Origin of the sequence: Longispora fulva (assembly GCF_015751905.1) — a bacterium.
GTDB lineage: Bacteria > Actinomycetota > Actinomycetes > Mycobacteriales > Micromonosporaceae > Longispora > Longispora fulva.
This window is the reverse complement of sequence record NZ_JADOUF010000001.1, coordinates 2456657-2475702: the sequence shown is the minus strand read 5'-3', so window position 1 is coordinate 2475702 and position 19046 is coordinate 2456657. Positions and strand designations below refer to the sequence as shown.

General features: G+C 70.4%; 22 protein-coding genes. 13 read left to right on the top strand and 9 right to left on the bottom strand.

Annotation, left to right across the window (positions count from 1 at the left end; genetic code table 11):
* Positions 1-54: 54 nt before the first annotated feature.
* The 8 genes from IW245_RS10980 to IW245_RS10945 all read right to left on the bottom strand — a co-directional run bounded on the left by IW245_RS10980 (position 55) and on the right by IW245_RS10945 (position 5971).
* Positions 55-321, bottom strand: a complete 267-nt coding sequence (locus tag IW245_RS10980) for a hypothetical protein (RefSeq protein WP_197003076.1) — start codon at positions 319-321, stop codon at positions 55-57.
* Positions 322-727: 406 nt separating this feature from the next.
* On the bottom strand, positions 728-1603 hold the full coding sequence (locus tag IW245_RS10975; RefSeq protein ID WP_197003075.1) for a PfkB family carbohydrate kinase: 876 nt from the start codon (positions 1601-1603) through the stop codon (positions 728-730).
* Between the two features lie 4 nt (positions 1604-1607).
* Positions 1608-2306 carry a RibD family protein gene (locus IW245_RS10970; protein WP_197003074.1) on the bottom strand — a complete coding sequence of 233 codons (699 nt, stop codon included), beginning with the start codon at positions 2304-2306 and terminating at the stop codon, positions 1608-1610.
* 408 nt (positions 2307-2714) lie between these two features.
* Positions 2715-3281, bottom strand: coding sequence for a peptide deformylase (def, locus tag IW245_RS10965; RefSeq protein ID WP_197003073.1), 567 nt, complete (start codon positions 3279-3281; stop codon positions 2715-2717).
* Positions 3282-3462: 181 nt separating this feature from the next.
* The gene (locus IW245_RS42635) at positions 3463-3690 is read right to left on the bottom strand and encodes a GNAT family N-acetyltransferase (protein ID WP_233472378.1); all 228 of its coding nucleotides are present in this window, start codon (positions 3688-3690) and stop codon (positions 3463-3465) included.
* 316 nt (positions 3691-4006) lie between these two features.
* Positions 4007-4888, bottom strand: coding sequence for a protein kinase family protein (locus IW245_RS10955; RefSeq protein WP_197003072.1), 882 nt, complete (start codon positions 4886-4888; stop codon positions 4007-4009).
* A complete protein-coding gene (locus tag IW245_RS10950; RefSeq protein ID WP_197003071.1) occupies positions 4888-5499 on the bottom strand; it encodes a DUF6875 domain-containing protein in 612 nt (203 codons plus the stop codon). Before IW245_RS10950 ends, IW245_RS10955 begins: the two co-directional genes overlap by 1 nt.
* A 67-nt stretch (positions 5500-5566) precedes the next feature.
* Complete coding sequence (locus IW245_RS10945; RefSeq protein ID WP_197003070.1) at positions 5567-5971, bottom strand: glycine-rich domain-containing protein; 405 nt, start codon at positions 5969-5971, stop codon at positions 5567-5569.
* A gap of 191 nt (positions 5972-6162) precedes the next feature.
* Between IW245_RS10945 and IW245_RS10940 the strand changes: the two genes are divergently transcribed.
* A complete protein-coding gene (locus IW245_RS10940; protein ID WP_197003069.1) occupies positions 6163-7269 on the top strand; it encodes a helix-turn-helix domain-containing protein in 1107 nt (368 codons plus the stop codon).
* Between the two features lie 369 nt (positions 7270-7638).
* The gene (locus IW245_RS10935; protein WP_307788879.1) at positions 7639-8949 is read left to right on the top strand and encodes a helix-turn-helix domain-containing protein; all 1311 of its coding nucleotides are present in this window, start codon (positions 7639-7641) and stop codon (positions 8947-8949) included.
* Here the strand turns inward: IW245_RS10935 and IW245_RS10930 are convergent.
* On the bottom strand, positions 8938-10602 hold the full coding sequence (locus IW245_RS10930; protein ID WP_233472390.1) for a S9 family peptidase: 1665 nt from the start codon (positions 10600-10602) through the stop codon (positions 8938-8940). The genes IW245_RS10935 and IW245_RS10930 overlap by 12 nt on opposite strands.
* Before the next feature lie 532 nt (positions 10603-11134).
* On the opposite strand from IW245_RS10930, the gene IW245_RS10925 reads away from it, so the two are divergent.
* The 11 genes from IW245_RS10925 (at position 11135) to IW245_RS10875 (ending at position 18887) form a co-directional block, all read left to right on the top strand.
* Positions 11135-11926 (top strand): GOLPH3/VPS74 family protein, encoded by a 792-nt coding sequence (locus tag IW245_RS10925; protein WP_197003067.1) that lies wholly within the window; start codon positions 11135-11137, stop codon positions 11924-11926.
* Positions 11927-11949: 23 nt separating this feature from the next.
* On the top strand, positions 11950-13479 hold the full coding sequence (locus IW245_RS10920; RefSeq protein ID WP_197003066.1) for an APC family permease: 1530 nt from the start codon (positions 11950-11952) through the stop codon (positions 13477-13479).
* A gap of 14 nt (positions 13480-13493) precedes the next feature.
* Positions 13494-14129, top strand: coding sequence for a GNAT family N-acetyltransferase (locus IW245_RS10915; RefSeq protein WP_197003065.1), 636 nt, complete (start codon positions 13494-13496; stop codon positions 14127-14129).
* Between the two features lie 121 nt (positions 14130-14250).
* On the top strand, positions 14251-14505 hold the full coding sequence (locus IW245_RS10910; RefSeq protein WP_197003064.1) for a hypothetical protein: 255 nt from the start codon (positions 14251-14253) through the stop codon (positions 14503-14505).
* Between the two features lie 3 nt (positions 14506-14508).
* Entirely contained in the window at positions 14509-15156 is a 648-nt protein-coding gene (locus IW245_RS10905) for a GGDEF domain-containing protein (protein ID WP_197003063.1), read from the top strand.
* A gap of 78 nt (positions 15157-15234) precedes the next feature.
* Entirely contained in the window at positions 15235-15621 is a 387-nt protein-coding gene (locus tag IW245_RS10900) for a hypothetical protein (protein WP_197003062.1), read from the top strand.
* Complete coding sequence (locus IW245_RS10895; protein WP_197003061.1) at positions 15618-16328, top strand: hypothetical protein; 711 nt, start codon at positions 15618-15620, stop codon at positions 16326-16328. The genes IW245_RS10900 and IW245_RS10895 overlap by 4 nt, the downstream gene beginning before the upstream one ends.
* A complete protein-coding gene (locus tag IW245_RS10890; RefSeq protein WP_197003060.1) occupies positions 16325-17029 on the top strand; it encodes a hypothetical protein in 705 nt (234 codons plus the stop codon). The genes IW245_RS10895 and IW245_RS10890 overlap by 4 nt, the downstream gene beginning before the upstream one ends.
* A complete protein-coding gene (locus IW245_RS10885; RefSeq protein WP_197003059.1) occupies positions 17026-17706 on the top strand; it encodes a hypothetical protein in 681 nt (226 codons plus the stop codon). The genes IW245_RS10890 and IW245_RS10885 overlap by 4 nt, the downstream gene beginning before the upstream one ends.
* The gene (locus IW245_RS10880) at positions 17703-18386 is read left to right on the top strand and encodes a hypothetical protein (RefSeq protein ID WP_197003058.1); all 684 of its coding nucleotides are present in this window, start codon (positions 17703-17705) and stop codon (positions 18384-18386) included. The genes IW245_RS10885 and IW245_RS10880 overlap by 4 nt, the downstream gene beginning before the upstream one ends.
* Positions 18387-18560: 174 nt before the next feature.
* Positions 18561-18887, top strand: a complete 327-nt coding sequence (locus tag IW245_RS10875; protein WP_197003057.1) for a hypothetical protein — start codon at positions 18561-18563, stop codon at positions 18885-18887.
* Positions 18888-19046 lie beyond the last annotated feature (159 nt).

The window sequence follows — 19046 nt, the reverse complement described above, 5'->3', positions numbered from 1 at the left end:
AGCGGGCGGGTGCCGCAGTCGACGCCCGCCCAGCCCCCAATGGATCATTGCTGGTCAGGCGGTGACCCGGTTAGACTCCACGGCGGCGATCCACTCGGTGCGGAAAGCCGACAGCTCGGCCTTGGTCGTGTCCAGCGACGCGCCGTACGGGACCAGCGCCCCGCCGGACTGGTTTGGGACAGACTGGCAGCCGTGCACGAGCCGGCAGCCGAGGGCGGCGTGGGCCTTCGCGGACTCCAGGCGGCGGTGCTTGTTGAACCAGGTCCCGTGGTATACCTCATCCAGCATCGGGCCCTCGGTGTCGTCGAGATCGAACACCACGCCGGCGCCTACCTCGTCCAGGACCGGTTGTCCGGCGCCTGAGCGCCATCGTCCGCAGCGCCTCGACCAGCAGCGGGCCAGCGTCGCGATCCAGGGACCAGTTGCTGACGGTTCGGGTAGCCTGTGAACGTGGCCCAGCAGGTGCTGTACTTCATGGACGAGCTGATCAGCCGGTCGGTGGCCGGGTGGGCCTGGCCTGCTCCAGGATCCCCGCCGCGCGGGCGCCGACCTTGGATGCTGCGGGCAAGCCGGACTTCGTCATGGCGTCCTCCTCCTACTCAACGAGCCGACCACGCGCGGGGTGGCGGGCCGGCGAGCGACCAGTACACGCCCTATCGCCCCATGTCGATAGCCCCGAACGAGGGCCGTTGACAATGCGTTGACAGGCCGCGCGTTGGCCTCCGCGTCAGCCTGCGGGGCTCGTGGCGCCGAGCTTGCTCACGGTCTCCGCTGCGGCGGCTAGGCCGTGGCCGACGGCCTCGTGCAGGCTCTGGCGGCGGGCCAGGCTGAGGGCGATGCGGCCGAGGAGCGTGTCCCCGGCCCCGGTGGTGTCGACGACCGAGGTGTCATGGGCGCGGAGGGCGGCGTTGCTGTCGGGGCAGGTGTAGGCCGCGCCGTGCGCTCCGACGCTGACCACCACTGACGCCGGGCCGATCGAGCGCAGGGCGTGGGCGGCCTGGAGCGCCTCGCCCCGCCCACCAGGCGCCGAGGCATCAAGTAGTGCCCCGGCCTCGGCGGCGTTGACGACCAGCACGTCCAGTGCTCTGAACAGTTCCGGCGGCAGAGGGCTGGCGGGTGCGAGGGTCCCGATCGTGATCCCGCCGGCCAGGCGCACCCCGTGGCGGATCACCGCCGTGTCGAGCTCGAGCTGGAGCACCACCACCGCCGCCTCGCGGAGGAGAGCGGCATGGTCGTCGAGGTCGGTGGGCTGGTGTGTGGCGGCTGCGGACCGGGCCAAGGTGACCGCGCTGTCGCCGCCCGGTGGGACCTGGATGAGCGCGGCCCCGGTGACCGCCTCCGGGTCGAAGATGATCCCAGTGGTGTCGACGCCGCCGTCCGACAGCGCTCGGTGCAGCATGCGCCCCCAGTCGTCGTCGCCGACCCGAGCGATTAGCGCCGCACGGCCGCCGCCGGCGGCAACCGCGAGGGCCTGGTTGAGCCCTTTGCCGCCAGGCCCGACCATCAGCGGTGAGCCGAATACGGTCTGCCCGGCGGCCGGCAGGCCAGGGACCTGGACGGTCAGGTCAACGTTGGCGACGCCGACGACCACCACGTCGAGCACGAGGTCACGCCGAGGCGAACGGGGTGGCGGTGGTGAGGAGGTAACGCAGCAGCACGCAGTCGCCGATCGTGCGCGCCTCGGCCAGCCGCATCCGCTTGTCCTTGCCGTGCGGGAACACCCCGTCGCCCACGAACCGGGGCGCGGCGGGGTCGCCGACGAAGAACGGCGCGACGACAAGCTGGATCTCATCGACCAGGTCGGCAGCGAGGAACTGGGTGTGCATCGTCGAGCCGCCCTCGACCATCAACCGCCGCACACCGCGTCCGGCCAGGTCCGCCACCACCCGGTGAAGGTCGAGCGGATCGCCGCCGTCGACGACGAAGGCCGCGTCGGCGAGGCGTTCGCGGGTCTTGTCCACGGACCCGGCCGCCGCGTAGACGATCTTGTCGGTGTCGCCGGTCGTGAAGAACGACGCCTGCGGGTCCAGGTCGCCCCGGCCGGTGATGGTGACCTTGAGCGGGCTCGCCGGCAGGCCCCGAGCGGTGCGGGCGGCGCGCCGGTCGGCGGAACGCACAAGCAGGCGGGGGTTGTCGGCGCGGATGGTGTTGGAACCGACGAGGATCGCGTCCACACCCGCACGTTCTTCGTCGACTCGGTCGAAGTCGGCGTCGTTGGACAGCAGAAGCCGCTCCGGGGTGGCGTCATCGATGTAGCCATCGACCGTGGCTGCGACGGACAATAAGGTGTAGGGACGGTCAGCCATCAAGGCCTCCAAGGTTTGCGAGGATTTGTTCGGTGAGCCGCTCGGTCGCCTCCGCCGCCGAGTGCGGCTCGCAGTCGGGCGGCCATTGTCCAGAACGGTCGTGTGGTCGCCGCTCGTCCAAGGTCGTAGCCACGGATCGGCGACGCACCGTTCGTCGAAGACCGCAGCGTGCCGCCGCTAACGGGAAACGGCGGCACCCTGCGGCCGAGGGCGATGGCGATGTCGGTCTCATCCCCGGTACAGGAGGCAGCGTCGACCACGACCAGGAGGTTGATGTCCGACACGACGTGTGGTGACCCTAGCTCACCTGTGTAGCCGAGTTGAACCCCTGCATCGCCTGACCAGAAGTAGCATGCGGGGATAGTTCGCACGCCGGTACGGGGGCACGCGGGCCGCCGCCAAGTGCTGTCAGGACCTGTTCGTGCGGTGGTGCGTGAGGTAGTTGGCCACCGTGGTCACGCTGTCGAGAGTGGCCATGCGCTGGAGAAACACCGTGCCGTCGAGATGGTCGATCTCGTGCTGCACGACGCGGGCCACATTTCCTGTGAACGAATCCTCAACCGACTCACCTGCGGAGGTGAGGAACCGGACAGTGATCCTGTCGTCTCGTGGGACTTGTCCCATCAGGCCCGGAACGCTAAAGCACCCCTCCCACCCGTCGACCTGCACGCCAGATCGGTTGGTGATGATCGGATTGATCATCTGCAGGAGCGGGTGCGTAGGTCGGTCGGGGAACACGTCGGTCTTACGTACCTCGATGACGAGGACACGGACGGATGCGCCGACCTGCGGTGCGGCGAGTCCCGTGCCTTTGAGGTTCCGCAACCGCTGAACCATGAAATCAAGCAGGCCGGCCACCGTAGCCGGGTCGTCCACAGCGGCGGCGTGGGCCTTGAGTAGGGGATCGCCGATGGTCCGGATTCCTTCCGTTGCGACGCCGTCGATCCACTGCTGGTTGCTTCGGACAAGAGTCACCACAGGCTCGCTTCCGGGAGTTCAGTTCGGTTCGATATGTTGAGGTACGGCTGCTTTCCTGGTGGGCGGCGTCCACCAGCGTCAGCAGGTGTCGGAGCGTCCGGCAGTTTCAGAGGCGTGGACTCACTGACGGTCGCCTGACTCTGTCGGCTAGAGGGCGATCTGTTGGCGGTAGAAGATCTTACTCAAGCGCGGCGAGACCCCGAGCGATTCGTAGAAGCGTTGAGCTGTCGGTGGTCCATTCGATCCGCCTGCACCCGTTTTCCATGGCGATTTCTTCGAGCTTCGCCATGACTAGCCGGCCCAGCCCCTTGCCCTGATGATCTTTGCTAACGAATAGCTCTTTGAGGTACCTCGATTGGGTAAACCGTGCGGCGGGCCACAGAAAGGTGTAGCTGGCCAGGCCCACCGGCTGCTCGTCATGTCGTGTCTGGAGTGCGTGGGCGGCCGGTACTGGCCTGAACAGAACAGCCTCGATCTGGCGGTTGCGCGCGTCGTCAGGTTGGCGACCGGGGCGCCGTAATAGGTGTCAAGCTCAGTCAGGAGCGCAGCGATGGCTGGGACGTCGTGGGCCTCAGCAGGGCTGAGTTCGTACATAGTCGGGCTGCGCTTCAGATCGGGTGGTCAAGAGGAAGACGCGAAACTCTAGAACTTCTGGCAGGACGCGGGCCCACTGGGGAATGCCTGCGTAGATGTCACCAGCGCGCAGGTGATGATTTCTGCCGTCAGATCGCATGGGTGAGGGCGTCGGCGAACTCGTTAGCGGTCGGCCGGGCGCTGGCCTCGGGTTCGGTGCCCGCCGTGAGCAGCGCTTCGAGTCGAGGCCAGGCCCAGGGACGCTGTGTGGACAGGGGTCGGCGGTCGCTTGCGGCGATTGTCGAGAGCCGGGCGGTCATCGTCGCGTCTTCCGGGTAGTCGTACATCCACACTCCTGTCCAGCAGGTGCGGATGACTGCGGCGAGGCTGAATACCTCCGCGGGAGGATCCATGGTCACGTCGGCGGCCGGGCCAGTGTCGAGCAGTGCCCTGGCGAGTTCGGGGGCGTCGAGGTGCACAAGCCCGCCCCGATACGGCACCACCGGCTCGATCCGGACGCCAGTTGGGGGCTGGGCGAACGCGAAGTCGACCAGACTTGCGCCGGTGGGGCCGCACAAGAGGTGGGCGGACTGCAAGTCGCGGTGGATCCAGCCGGACGTGTGCAACCGGGCGACAGCGCCGGCCGCCGCGGCGGCGGCGATCAGTGCGGTGCGGCGACCCTCGGGGGTGTCGGCGTCGCGGGCGGAGGCGAACGTGCGGTGCAGGCTAGGCGCATCGATCCAGGCCACCGCGATCCACGTTGCCTCACGAGTCGCACCTGCGGCGTGCAGGTACCCGGCAGGGGCCGGCCCGTGGGCGAGAACGGCGGCCTCGCGGGCGGCGAGGAGCCGGGCGTAGTCAGGGTTCGGCGCTCCCGGGTCCGGGTTGGTCCGGGAGACCTTGACCGCCAGTGCGGCACTGTCGGGGCGCTGCACGCGGAACACCTGGCTACCGCGCCGGTCGGCGATTAGTTCGGAGCCGCTGATCGGGCCGATCTGGTAGGCGATGCTGGCCGGAAGTGACGCGGCCATCAGACCGCCATCGGCGCGGGGAAGGCGGCGCAGAGCCGGGTGAACGCGCCGCCCGGAGTATCGCCTGCGAGGTGCCTGCGCAGGACATCGCGGCCGTCGTCGTGGGCCGGGGCCGCAGCGAGTGCCGTGGAGACATCGGTGAAGCGGTGCAGGAACCGGGCGTCCTTGGCGGGGTACGAGTGCCGGATCGAAAAGTACGACACCGGCGGCGGCATGATAGCCCTGCCGACCTTGTCATTCTCGACCTCTCCGATCCAGAATTTACCGATCATGACGCTGACCTCCGCGTAGATGTTGCGCGTGATCCAGGCTGGCCAGTCCAGCACTGCCCGGGCCTCCTGGATGCTGCTCGGTCCCATGACGGCGATGTTCGCACAGACGAGCAGCCCATCCTTGGCGCGGCGCCGGCGGAAGTGCTCGGTGTGCTCGACGAGCAGTGCGAACAGGTCCGGTGCGTCCTCAGGGTCGGCTTGCCAGGCTGACCAGGTCGTCAGCTGCTGGTTCAGCGACGGGGTGAGGAAGGGGCAGTGGCCGGTCATGGCGGCTAGGTAGCCGGGCAGGCCGGGATGGATGCTGGCTGGGTCGGTAGTGGTGGGGTGAAGCTCGCGCACGATCGACCTCCTGGGCGCGACCGAAGTGGGCGGGACCGCCCTCGCTGGGCGGCCCCGCGTCGTCGGTCTATTTGGTGGGCTCGGTGTGGTGGTCGCCGTCGCCGTCGCTGGCCGGGGAGCAGTTCCAGGACGCGGTCACCGCGCCGGTGGAGCGGTAGGCGTCGTAGGCGCTGTGGTCGATCGTGCCGGCGGCGTCTGCGAACCACTCGGCCGGCAACGGGCCGAACTGCTCGTGGTAGCGCTGCACCCAGGTGATCTGGCCGTATCCGGCGTCCTCGCGGTGTCCGACCGGGTGGCCGACCAGCTGGTCGCAGAAGCCGTCGTACGCGCCGGTGCCGAGGAGGCGGTGCCACTCGGCGTCGATGAACGCGGAGAACATCTCCGGGGCACTGTCGGCGAGGGCGGCGATGAGGAAGAAGCGGCCCAGTTCTTCGCGGGCCCGGCCGGTACTGACGGTCGTGAAGGCTGTCATATCGTGCTCCATTTCGCAGCGCAGGGGCACGGCCAGGGGCGAAGGGTATGGCGGCCGTCTACCCCTCGCCCCTGGTCGTAAGGAAGTTCCGCTGGCGGTGATTGAAGTCTGTCACTGCGCGTACCGTGGAGTGCGTGGTCCAGGCTGACCGCGACGTTCCCTCGCGTTCCCCGGTGTGGTGAGGTAGAACAATGGCGACAATAGGTGCCATTCTGAAGGCCGAGCGGCGTGCCGCCGGCGGCAACCTCGCGGCCCTAGCCCTGAGAAGCGGCCTGAGCCGTCCGTACCTCAGCAACATCGAAAACGGCGTGAAACCACCTACCCGCCAGGTGGTGCTCGCCTACGGACTGGAGTACCCCAACATGCTCAGCAGGCGAGAGATTATCGCGTACCTGGCTACCAGTGCCGCCGCGGGACCAGCAGCCCTGGCATTCGACCTCGAGCAGGCCCTGGCCGCGAGCATCCCCGTGGCGCACAGCCCCGATGACTGGGCCGAAGTCCACCGGGCCCATTCGCGTTCCTTCATGGCGCTCCCGGAGGTCCCTCAGGTGCGCATGCGGCTGTGGAGCGACCTCTCAGCGATCCGAGGCACCACCAGCACCCGCAAGGTCCACGCGCTGACCGGGCGGATGACGACGCTCTACGGCCAGACGTGGCGCGAACTCGACGGCCCCGACGCCGCAGTGGACTGGTACCGGCGAGGAGTGGCGTGGGCCGACACGAGCGGGGACCCTGCGACCCAGGTCTGGTCGCGCGCTCGAGCGGCCCAGGACCTGGAAGATCAGCCGCTGCACGTCGGTCTCGCCCGCACGTGGGCGAACGAGGCCGTCGCCATCGCGGACAGGCCGACTACCGGCCTGGTGCTGGCCCACCTCACGCGGGCCGTCCTCGTCGCCCGGAGCAACGCTGACGTTCTGGCGGAACTCGACGCCGCCGACCGCGCACTCGCCCGTACCGGCTGCGACACCGCGGCCACGGACGAGGACATCCCTTGGTGGCGGCACGCTGTGACCCGGGCCGGAATCCTCGCTGGCATCGCCCACCCTGGCGCCGAAGCGGCCATCGACCAGGCCGCCCGAGCCCTTCCCGCCGGTCACGCCAGGTACTCGACCCATCTGGAACTCCACCGGGCCGTTCTCGAGCACGCGCGGGGCGACCACGCTAGTGCGCTCCAGCGCGCGCAGCAGGCCGTCGAATCGTTGTCGGCAGATCGCCGTAGCCAGTCGGTGCGCCGGCTGGTAGTCGAACTCACCGGCGATCGCGGCGCCCGCCCGGTAGTCCTCAAACGTTTCCGCTGAGGCCGGCACCGCTTGACCCCAGGGGCATGCCGGTCCGGTCATATCGCCACACCGAACCCCGGGGCGGCGTCGACCCAGTCGATCTCACTGTGCCTCGAACCGCCGAAGTGTGGGTGCGGGATCTGCAGTCAGAGATTTCTTGCGCCGCGTGTTCACGACCGTGAACTTAATTCGCGATCCGCGACCTGGGGGGGCGTGCCGTGCTTCGTGTAGCGCCAATGGATTGTCAGCAGGTCCAATCGCGAGTTGCCTGGCCTGGTGCAAGTTGCGGTTCCGCGACTGACATGGCGCCGGAACGGTTCGAAGCCATGGACCGGTGCTATTGCCGCAGGTAGGGTCAGGTCCGGTGTCGCATCCCATAGCGATGCCATGCGGACCGAAGTGTTTTCGAGGCTGGCGATGGCTCAAGCTCCCCGACGGTTGTTCCCGCAGCTGTCACCACGGCACGCGTTTGGTGCTGCGGTGCGCAGCTGGCGTGACCGGCGAGGGTTGTCGCAGGCAGAGCTGGGCGCGTTGGCATTTGTCAGCGCCGATCTGATCGGCAAGGTCGAGAAGGCGCAGCGCTGGCCGGCACCGGAGCTGGTGACGGCCCTGGAGGCGGCCCTGGACACCGACGGCGTGATCGCGGCGTTCGGGCACGCTCTCGCCGCGCAGCGGCAGACGGCGAAGCGCGCCGGCGGGGGACCGGCGCGGTCGATGGAGCAGGCGGCATTGGACTGGCTGCTCGACGATGACCCGGCTCCACGCATCATGGGTGACAATGCCATGGGCTGGGTGGACGACGAGGTCGTCGATGGTGTCGCCCGGCGGTTGGAGGAGTTTCGCCGGCTCGATCACGTCCAGGGCGCTGGCATGGTGTTTCCCATGGTGACGGCCTACGCGAGTGCCGATCTGGCCCGCCTGTTGGCATCGCGTCCCTCGAGTGCCGAGGTGGCGGTTCGGCTGTACGCCACGGCCGCGGGGTTCTGGGAGTTGGCGGGCTATCAGGCCATCGACTCGGGCAACGACGAGCTGGCGCAGGGCTGCTACCTGCAGGCTCTGGACTGGGCTACCGCCGCAGGCGACCGGCTCCTGGGCGGCTACATCCTCGCGGTCAACAGCGCCCACCTGGCGCTGCACCGCGGAGAGGTGCCGCTCGGACTGCGGATGGCGAAGGCCGGCCTTCGAGGCACCCGCGACCTGGCCGGCCCGCTCGCGCGCTCGGCATTTACGGCCGTCGCGGCCAGGGCACACGCCCGCCACGGCGACGAGCGGGCTGCGACGCAGGCAATCCTTGAAGCCGAGCGGAACCTGGACGCGGCATCGCCGGAACGCGAGCCGGGGTGGATCAGGTACTTCACCACTGCTTACCTTGCCGATGAGGTGGCGCACTGCTTCCATGATCTCGGCCACCCGCGCCTCGCCCAACAGCAGGCCGACGGAGCGTTGGCAGGCGTGTCGCCGACGCATGTGCGGCGGCTGGCGATCGACGCCGCACTGATGGCGTCCTCGCTGGCCCGGGCAGGACTGATCGAGCAGGCGTGTGCGGTGGGGCGGCAGGCGGCCGACTACACCGCGCAGACCTCCTCGGCGCGCAGCCGGCAGCGGTTGGCTGACCTCAGGCAGGACCTCGGCCCGTTCCGTAAGGAGCCGGCGGTGCGCGACCTTGAGGACTACATGAGGGCCCTGCTACCGCTCTGAGCGCATCATGGCCCGGAGAAACCGCAGCTCGGCGTCGAGCACCGCCTCGGCCAGGTGCGGCGCCGAGAGGGTGTGGCTTTCGGTGTCGAGCAGCAGCAGTTCGACACTGGACCGCCGGTCTTGCAGGTCGTGTGCGAGGGCAAGTGTGTCGGCCGCCGATGTGATGGGGTCGTTGGCGCCGTGCACGAGCAGGACGGGCTTGCGGATCGCCTCGGATCGAACCCGGCCGCCTCCACCGTCGAGAGCGACTGCGTGGGCGCGTTGGAACCGGGGCACCGTCGCAGCCCAGCTCTTTGGGTCGATGATCGGCGAGCGGGCAATCGCAGCCGCGAACGGCCCGGCCGCGCACACGGCATGCAGAGCGGTGTACCCGCCGGCGCTGGCACCAGCGATGAACACGGAGCCCGGGGTGGTGGTTCCGGTGGCGAGTAGGTGCTCGGCGACCTCCGCGCAGTCCGCCACGTCGTCAAGCCCCCACCGGCCGTATAAGGATCTCCGGAACGCCCGCCCGAAGCCGGTGCTGCCCCGATAGGCGACATCGACGATGGCGAAGCCGTTGTGGGTGAAGAAATCGATGAAGGCATCCCGCCGGTAGGTGATCCCGTCCGTGGGGCCAGGATGTGCCCGCACGATCAGCGGCAGGGGACCGGCCAGACTGGTCGAGGGCCGATGCAGCAGGTAGGTGACCCCGCCCGCGGTGTGCCCCGTCGTGGGGCGCGGGGCGCTCGGGACAGGGCTCTGACCGGCGATGATCACGAAAGAGCCGTCGGGGTCGACAACAACGACGGCGGGAGCTGTGATTGGTGTCGCGGCGATCATCGCGACGTGATCGCCCACCGTGGCCATGTATGGCTTGATCGACGTGAACGGCAGCTCCAGTTCCCGCACACCCTCCTGTTCGACGAGAACGAGTTGATCGAGGGTCCCGCGGCGGGCAATCATGGCGATGCGGTGGTCGGGCAGGAACGTGTAGCTGGCGTACCCGAGCTCCCAGGGCGCAGCGGCGCACTCGGCGTCCATCGACGCAACCGACCGCACGCTGGTGCCGTCCCAGCGGTGCAAGTTCATCCAGCCCGAGCGGTCCGACATGAAGTACAGCGACCCGTCCGGCCCCCACCGCGGCTCGGCAACCGCCTCATCCGGCCCACCGGCCACGAGCACCGCACCGATGGGTACGCCACCTGGATGGTAGTCGGCGCACCACAGTTCGGCGCTGTCCCAGGGCATCGCGTCTTGGCCCCAGGTCAACCACGCCAGACGGCCCGGCGCGAGGCGCGGGGCGGCCAGGAATCCAGACGACGTGAGCAGCGTCCGGGCCAGCCCGTTGGACGTGTCCCACGCGGTGACCGTGTCACCGTGCTCGCCTTCCTGAACGCCGAGCAGTTCGCCGTCGTAGTAGATCAGATCGCCGGAGCCGGCCTGCTGGCCGCCGGTCAAGGGCGTCGGTTCGGCGTTCGGCTCCTGGACCGCCAGCGTCTGGAGCTGTCCGTCGGTGGCGTCGACGTACCAGATGCGGCCCGGGCCGGCCGCGAACGCGCCGCCGCCGTAGGCGTGCACTATGTTGCCGACCTCGACCTCCGGAGGGGTGAGCCGGGTCGTGCCACTGGAACGGGACCAGGCCATCAGCCCGCAGCCTTGCTCGTCGGCCTGCACCCACAACAAGCCGTCACCCCAGCAGGTCAAGGCGTCAAAACCCGGTGTACTCACCCTGACGATGCTACCCAGCCGACCGGGCCAAGCCAGGCACTCGGGGATGCGGACAACTGGGCTGTCGGCATCGGCGACCTACCCGTCAAGGCCACGATGCGCGCCAATGGAGGCAGAGCAAGAACGTGATCGGCCCCGCCACGGTGGCGACCGGCGCGTTGGTTGCCAACAAGCACTCGCTGTCAACGGATTGTCACCGCCCTGGTGTGCGCCTGTCCGACACTCCGGATCGGCCCGTTAGGTGGGGTGGCACCAGCCCCGTGTCCGCCCGCACTGCGGGCGGCTGGAAGAAGGGCCTCGACATGGCCACCACAGCATCTGCTCGTTCGCGGCGGCACCCGGAGCCCGCTGCGGGTCGTGAGGGTGTCGCCGCTGGCGGCCGTCCCTGGATGGCCGGTGGCGCTGAGGGGAGCCCTGGGTACGCGCCCGTCACCGGCGGGTGCCGGGTGCTGTGTGCGGGAGGCGAGTTGTGGTCACGATGACCGGAACCTTCTTGAGCGGTCCTGCAATACCGGGTGACGAGCCCGCCTACGGTCCGACCGGTCGGCAATTCGCAGCCCGCCTGGTCCCCGGTGATCCGGCCTCCCGCTTCGGATCCGGGCGGCAGTCTCAGCGTGCGGACGGGCTTCTGCTCGCCGGTGACGGCGGGTTCGTCACCGAGGACCTGTACCTGATCGCGCACGACCCCCAGACCGGGCGGCTGCTGATACCTGGGTCGGCGCTGGGCGTGTCGCTGGTGGGGGCGGAGCTGATCGGTGGCCTGCTGGCCGGGTGCTGGAGCGTGCAGGGCGGTGTCCTGGTCGCCGACACCGCCCTGCGCCTGGACCTCGGCCTGGCGGAGGTGTCCGAGCAGATTCTGCGGATGGCGCCGACCGCCGCCGAGACGTGGCTGCGGGTACTCGCGGCCAGCATCCCCAACTGGACCCGCGAAGCGCTCGTGACGTCCGGAGTGCTGCACCGGGTGGAGTGGCGAAACCGGCTGGGTCGGCGTCGCAGTGCCGCCGTGCCGGCTGATTCGACCGACGCCGAGCGGCGCGCAGTGCTGCTGCGTAACCGTCTTGCGCTCGGTGCGGACTCTCCGACCGCGACGGCCCGTGACGCCGTGCTGGTGGGGCTGATCCGTGCGGCGGGTATGCAGCGTCTGTGGCTGCGTGACCACAAACACCTCGCCCCGCACGCGACCGGAATGATCGCGCGTCTCGCCCCCGACGCCCGGGCGGTGCTCGCCTTGTGCGAGCACGTCATCGCCTCGATGCACCTGTCCCGCTAACCTCCTCCCTGGAGACCCTCCTCGTGTCCAAGACACCATCACCCCAAGGCGCCGGGCCCGCCCGGGTGCCGCAGTTGCTGCGCGCCGCCCAGTTGGGCACCGGCCCCCTAACTGGGGTGATGCTCAGCGCCGCGGCCGTGCTCACCGTCGTCGCCGGTGTCATCCCCACCGCCTACGCCGCGATCGGCCTGACCGCGCTGCCGCTGGTGTTCCTTCTCGTCGGCGCGGTCCTGGCGGTGTTCATGCCCGGATACCTCGCCGCCGCCCGGGTGTGTCCGTCGGCGGGTGGCCTGTACACGGTGATCGCCGCCGGCCTGGGCCGGGTGCCGGGCGTTGGTGCTGCGTGGTTGGCGGTGGTGGGGTACCTGTCGGTGCAGGTCGCCGCCTACGGGGCGGTCGGCTCCGCGCTCGGCCCGCTGATCGGCGAGGCGACCGGCTGGCGTCTGCCGTGGTGGGCGGTGGCCCTGTCCTGCTGGGCCCTGGTGAGCACCCTCGGGGTCCTGCGGGTCACGGTGTCGGCGAAGGTCCTGGCCGTCCTGTGCGCCGGCGAACTACTCATCGTCATGCTCACCTCCGCGTCCAACGTCGGCTCCGTCCTGTTCAGCGGACACCCCCACCCGATCGACCTCGCCGACAGCTTCGACCCTGCCGGTCTGGGGAGTCCGGCGATCGGCGGCGCGCTGGTCATCGTGGTCCTGGCCTACGTCGGCATCGAACAAGGCATCCCCTACGCAGAGGAGGCCCGCCCCCGGGCTGTGCCGCAGGCGACGCTACTGACCCTCGGTCTGATCACTGGCCTGTACACGGTGTCGGCGTGGGCAATGACCGTACCCGACGGGCCGGCGCGCACCATCGAGCACGCCGGTGAGTACGGCACGAACCTGGTCGCCCTCGCCGCGCTCGACCAGCTCGGCGAGCCGGCCGCGAACGCCGTGCGGCTGCTGTTCGGCACCTCCCTGATCGCGGCGATGCTCGCGTTTCACAACACCGGCAGCCGCTACGTGTTCAGCCTCGCCCGCGAACGCGTCCTCCCCGCCTGGATAGCACGCACCCACACCCGCACCGCAGCCCCGATCTGGGCCTCAGCCCTACAGTCCGCAGCCGTCGCCGCCGTGATCGGCGCCTACACCGTCGCCGGCTGGGACCCGGTGACCCGCATGTTCTACCTGTTCGGCGCCGCCGGCGGCTTCGCCGTCCTGTGCCTGCTGACCGCCACCTCCCTCGCCGCCGTGTTCCTGCTGCACGGACCCGACCAGCCGCGGCTCGGGGTGTGGACGCGGCTGATCTGCCCGATCGTCGCAACGGTCCTGCTGGCGGCGATGGTCGCTCTCGCGCTGGTCAACTTCGCCGCGGTGCTTGGCGTCGCAGAGACCTCGCCGCTGCGATGGGAAGTTCCCGCCGCCCTGGCGGTGCTCACCGCCGCCGGGTGCGCGCGCGGTCTGTGGCTGCGGACCGCCCGGCCTGAGGTGTACGCGTCCATCGGCCGCGCGACCCGCGCGGCGCTTCCCGAGCAGCTACCCGACTCCCCGTACCGCGAACCCCAGTCCGCTTAGGAGGCCCACCACCCATGACTACAGAACACGCCCTCACCACCCACTCCATCGAGGCTGACGTGGAGATCGTCCGCGCCGCCGCCGGCGACCTCGACGACGTCACCCGCATCATCACCACGGCCTTCGCGCCGATCGCGGTGTGCCGGTGGCTGGTGCCCGACGACACCAGCCGCGAGAGGGTGCTGCGCGACTTCTTCGGCATCCTCACCAGGCATGCCGCCGAGCACGGCTACACACACATCGCCACCCGCGTCGGCGCTCCGATCGCCGCCGCAGTCTGGTTCCCCCGCACCGCCCCACTGCCCGACATCCCCGACTACCCGGCCCGGCTGGCCGCCGCCACCGGAGCGCACCTGCCCCGTTTCCACACCCTCGACGAGCGGTTCGAAGAGCACCACCCCACCGACCCGCACGACCACCTCGCACTCCTCGGGGTGATGCCGGCCTGGCAGGGCAAGGGCATCGGCAGCCTGCTCCTGCGCCACGCACACACCCGCCTCGACCAAGTCGCAGCCCCCGCCTACCTGGAGGCCTGCGACGAAAACAGCCAGCGCCTCTACGCCCGCAACGGCTACCTCGACCTCGGCGATCCGATCGATCTACCCGACGGACCGCCGATTTTCCCGATGTGGAGGCCCGGCCGGCCCTGACCGGCATCAGCCCCGGTGAGGTCGCGCTCGCACAGGACCCGGGTGCGACCCCACCGGCCGAAACCGCACCACCAGCCCGCCCCAGCCCCAGCACGTACGGCCGAGCAGGAAGGACACAAGCATGATCACCAGCAGCCGTCGGGTGGGTGAGGACGTCACGGACCCGCTCCTGGCCCGCACCGCCACCCGCCTCGCCGACCGCCACCACCAGCATCCGGATGACGCGGGACGGTGGGCGGCCGGCTGCACCCAGGCATGGCCGTGCCCCATGTCCCAATGGGCGGTGCGTGCCGGCGCGGCGGCCCGGGGACCGTGGCACGAGGCGTGGACCTTCCGCCACGACATCCTCGCCGCCGGCATCACCGTGGCGGGCTGAGCGGTGACCACCCGCCACGTGGCGCGGCTGGCCACCATTGCCGTGATGTGCGCGGCTGGCAGCGCGGTCACCACGGTACTGCTGACCGCCCGGGCGCAAGCGCGCACCGCCCGGGCCCGCGAAGCCGTCGCACTGCACCGGGCCGCACTGTGGCGGCAGACCGCGCTCGTCGACGACGTCACCGGCATCGCCTCCCGTGCCGCGTGGGAAGCCGAACTGGCGCGCGCCGGACACGCCGCCGGCCCCACCGCCGTGCTCGTCTTCGACGTCGACAGGTTCAGGGACCTCAACCGGGTGCTGGGTCATCCGGGCGGCGACCGGGCCCTCCACCACGTCGCGGGTCTGCTGACCCGAGTGCTAGCCGGGCGAGGGTTCTTGGCCCGCTACGGCGGAGACGAGTTCGCAGCCCTCGTCCCACTCGACGGCCCCGACCCCCACGCCCACGCCACGGCGCTCGCGGCGGATCTGGCCGACGGGCTGTTGATGCCGGCGGGGGAGTGCGCGCCGTGGCCGGTGACCCTCAGCGTCGGCGTGGCCCTGCTGCGCCCCGGGGAGGACTCCGAGCAGGCGTTCGTGGCCGCCGATCGGGCGATGTTCGAGGCCAAGAACCACCGCCGCGACAGCAGAACCGCGATGCCACACGCCGCCTGAACCTTCTGCCCGTCCGCCCGCGACGCACAGGGCGACGGGCCGCGATTTCGACTGACAGCGATCGAGCACGGCGAGGACATGATGAGCAGACACGAACTTCCCGACCACGGCCTGGCGGTCGCAGAACTCGACGCCACAGGCCCCGACACACGCACCGGCCTGGCCCGCCTGGTGGGCATCACCGTGCGCGACTACCGGGGTGACGCCGACCGGGCGGACTGGTTGCCGGCCGCCGACTGCATCCTGGTGTATGACCCGCCGGGCGGGTGGCTGCTGCTCGTCCCCATCGAGGGACATGTGCTTCCCTCCGGCTGGTTGCGGCACAACGGAGCCCCGGTGCAACGGTTGACGTCACTGAACGGCACGACCGTGGTTCTGGATCCTGCGCACCGGTACGAGATCCGCAATGCCGAGGGCCGGTGCTGGCTGTGGCGGGTGCCCGTTCCGGAAGAAGTGTCCCGGTGATCGGGGCCGGTGTGCAGGACGTCTTCGACACTACAGCCGCCTGGTTCGACGTGCTGCCCGGACAGGGACGGCTAGTGCTTGCGGCGATCGGTCATGTGGCTGGCGAGCAGCACCTGGCGGATGCGTCGGCCGGCGGGGTGTGGTTCACCCTTGAACGCGACCCACTGTGGGCCATGCGCGAGGCGATCGGACTGTGCGGCACCCCGGGTGTGCTCGGCTCGGCACTCGCGCACCGCCGCGAGGACCACACCCTCGAGGCGCACACGGTCGCGTTGGCCCTGGCCGTGTCCGCAGACCTGACCCGGCGGCGTCGCGATCTCGCCGTCACCGACCAGGCGGCAGTATGCTGCCCGGCCCGGCCGAGCACCGTGCTCAACGGATGCACGGTCATCCCGCACCTGATCACCGTGGACACCGGCACCCAGCTGCGCGACCGGGTCATGTGGGAGGTCATCGCCGACGCCACCGCGCAGCAGGTCCACGGCGAACCCCTACCGCCAGCCACCGCACGCGGCCGCCTGGACACCCACCTGCGCGAGCTGCTGGACCTGCGCGCCCGGGCACGGGCCGGATACCTTCCCGACAACCCGCTGGGTGCGATGGTCGCCGAGATCTGCGCGGACGGGCCGTTGACGATCACCGCCGTGTACCGCGAGGCCGCCAGGCTCCTGCCGCTGCTCGACGTCACGTTCGGCGGTCCCCGGTGAACACCCGCCTGGCCGAACCGGCGGCGGAGGTCGTGTCCACAGCCGGTATGGGCGACTTCCGTGATCCGCCCGGCGCCGGGGTCCTCGCAGTGACCACGGCGCGCCGGGCCGTGCTCGGGCACCGGTGGCTCGGCACCGTCGGGCCCGCCCGCTCCGCGTGGTGGACACGAGGGGAGTTCGCCGACCTGACCAAAGACGGCCTGCAGTTGGCAAAGCACCCCGACGCCGAGGCCGTCGTCCTCATCGGGCCCGGCACCGCGTCGGTGCGGGTGAGGTTGGCGGTGGCGTTCGCCCGCCACCTCGCCGAACGCCCACGTCTCGGACCACGCTACGTGCCGATCACCAGCCCCAGCCCGGTCCCGGTACCAGGCGGGGCGGTGTGCGTGGCGCACCTGGTCACCGTCGGCCACGGCCGCCCTGCTGTCGATACCGCCCTGTGGGAGATCACCACTCCGGCACGCGAGTATCTCCGCCAGGGCGTGGCCGGGCCGGATCCGGCGGTGCGGGCCTGGGTCGACACGCACGCCCACCAGCTGGCCGGGCTCCGCAACGCCGCCCGCACGAGCCGCCTCCCACGCACCCCGGCCGGCCGAGCCTTGGCCGCCCTCCTCGACGGGCAGCCCCTGACCGTGCCCTTCGCCTGCGTCCACTCCGCACTGCTGGCCGACGTGCTGCGGTCAGCGGAACCGAGGACGCCATGACTACCGCCGCCGCCCAGTGGCTGTGGCGACACGCCCCCGCGCCGATCCGCGTCGAGGTGCATGCCTCGCGCCTGTTACACGCACTCGACGGGATGGCCATCGTCGCCGACGCCCACGCCACAGATGACCCATCCGCACGCCGCGACGCCGTGCACCTTGCTGGACGACTACGACACTGGGCGTACCTGGTCGAGGACTACCGTTTCGCCGCCCGCACCCGCTGGCACCTGCCCGCCGTTGTCGCCAACGCCCTGACGTGGCTGGTACCTGACGCACCCGGTCAGTCGGCGGCGAGCCTCGCCGTGCAGGTGGCGCAGTTGGTCGCCTGGACCATGATCCTGCAGACGTGGTGGCGCGTCGCGGTCGCGGCATACCAACGCGCAGCCCACCGCCGGCGGCTCCACAAGGAGATCGCCGCGGCACGCGCCGACCCCACACAGGCAGGCCACCTGCTCGCACCTGACGCGGTGGCGATCATCACCGAACGCCTCGCGGCACTGTGCGACCCGTTCGCGCACCTCGCCGCCACCCACCGCCCCGGCTGGCCACACCTGCGCCGCACAGGCCGCGAGCCCTGGTGGGAACAGATCGAACGCGAAGTCCCCGCGGTCCTGGCGAGGCTGATCCCGCACACCGCCACCGTCGACCCCACACCCCACCTGGGAGCACCGCAATGACACGCACAACACCTGGCCGCTGCGCCTGCCACGAGGTGGGGGAGCACCTCGTGGCCTGCCACGCCCTCCTGACCTTCTCCACCCACACCCTCACCGACCTCGCCAGCAGCCACGCCGAGCCGCGCCTCACCGACGCCGCCGACCACGGCCAGGCCGCGATCACTGCCACCCAGGAAGCGGCACGCGTGCTGACCCGCACGTGCCCGACGCACCGAGCCGCCCGCCGCGCGCCCGGACTCGTGGCCATCGCCCTCGCCCTCGGCGCCACCCCGGCAGCTATCGGAGTGACCGAGCCGATCGCCACGGCGCTGCTGATCGCCGCAGGGGTAGTGAGCCTGCGGGTGGCGTGGCTGACGTGCTGGGCGGTACGCACGATGCTCGCCACACGCCGAGCGACCCGCACCAGCACCGCGACCATGGCCCGCATCGAAAGCCTCCACCGGCAGGCAAGCGGTCCGTCGGTCATGGCCGTGACCGCGATGGTCGGCGATACTGTTGTCGCCGCCGGCATCCACGCCGACGCCGCCGGACGCCTGGACGTCACCGGCTCGGACCCGGCGCGCGCCGTGGTGCGGGCAATCCTCACCCACGAGCTGCCGGCCCATCTGGATCGCATCGACGACGCCCTGACCGACATTCGTACCACGCACTCGACGCAGGCCTCGGGAGCATCGTCGTGAAGGTCTGGGTCAACCTCGGCGTGCTCGTGCTGGTCGGCGGTGTCGGCTGGCTGCTGCTGCGGGCAGTGCGCACCGCGTGGGCAGACCGCAAACGCGCCCAGGCAGAACACGCCGTCCGTCGCCGACAACACCAGGCCATCCTCCTCGCCGGCATCGGACTGGCGGCCGGCGCGGTTGTACGTCGTCGGCGGATTCGACGGGCTCCCCGATCTGGGCGCGGTCGCCTCGGCCAGCGCAGCCCCGAACACCGAGCCGTGCGCCGAACGCAACACCGGCCATCTGTCCCTCGCCCGCACCACCCCGACCACGGTCACCTGGACGTACACCGCCCGCGACGAGGCCGGCGCGACCACCACCCGGCTGAGCGTGCGCGTTGACGGCCACAACCAGGGCTCGGTGACCGAGGCGTCGGGGACGGTTACCGTGCCCGACCATCCCGTCACCGTGCACATCGAGGGCACCGGCCCCGGCGGGCGCGTCTACGCCACCTGTACGGGCTGACGCCGTCCCTGTGAACCCCCGGCCAGCAGACGTCTGCCCCACAGTCTCCTCGGATGGAACCGTGCTCGTGACCACCTCCGCCAACGTCAGTATCCAGCCGCCGCCCCAACGCAGGTCTCGGCGCCGACGCGCCTGGTCGCAGACAAACCCACCCGAAGC